Source organism: Methylobacterium sp. J-043, assembly GCF_022829505.1.
In the GTDB taxonomy this organism is placed as follows: Bacteria; Pseudomonadota; Alphaproteobacteria; order Rhizobiales; family Beijerinckiaceae; genus Methylobacterium; species Methylobacterium extorquens_A.
Window position 1 is genome coordinate 1 of record NZ_JAKSYB010000050.1, and the last position, 303, is coordinate 303.

Sequence of the window (303 nt, forward strand, 5' to 3'; positions counted from 1 at the left end):
CGCGAAGCGGTTTAGGACGGGGCGGGCAGGCCGGAGGGGGCGGGCGGCGGCGGAGCGGGCGCCCTGGCGCAGCGCGTGGGCCGGCCCGCGGAGCCCGTCGACGCCGTGATGGCCGGGGTCAGCCGGCCGTCGTGGGAGGCAATCGGAGACGCCGCGGCGCGGAAGCCGTAATGGGCCGACAGGAATGCGACGCGGGCCCGCCGGATCGCCGGGTCGCCGGCGCGGAGGGTCCGCCACAGCGGGCCGTCGTAGCGCGCGAGTGCCGGGATGGGGTCGGGATCGGAGCGCTTGGTCGCCGAGCAG

At 78.9% G+C, this 303-nt stretch carries 1 pseudogene; it reads right to left on the bottom strand.

From position 1 onward, the window contains the following. Nucleotides 1-11: 11 nt before the first annotated feature. Nucleotides 12-303 (bottom strand): annotated as a pseudogene (locus tag MKK50_RS14265) (hypothetical protein); the annotation flags it as partial.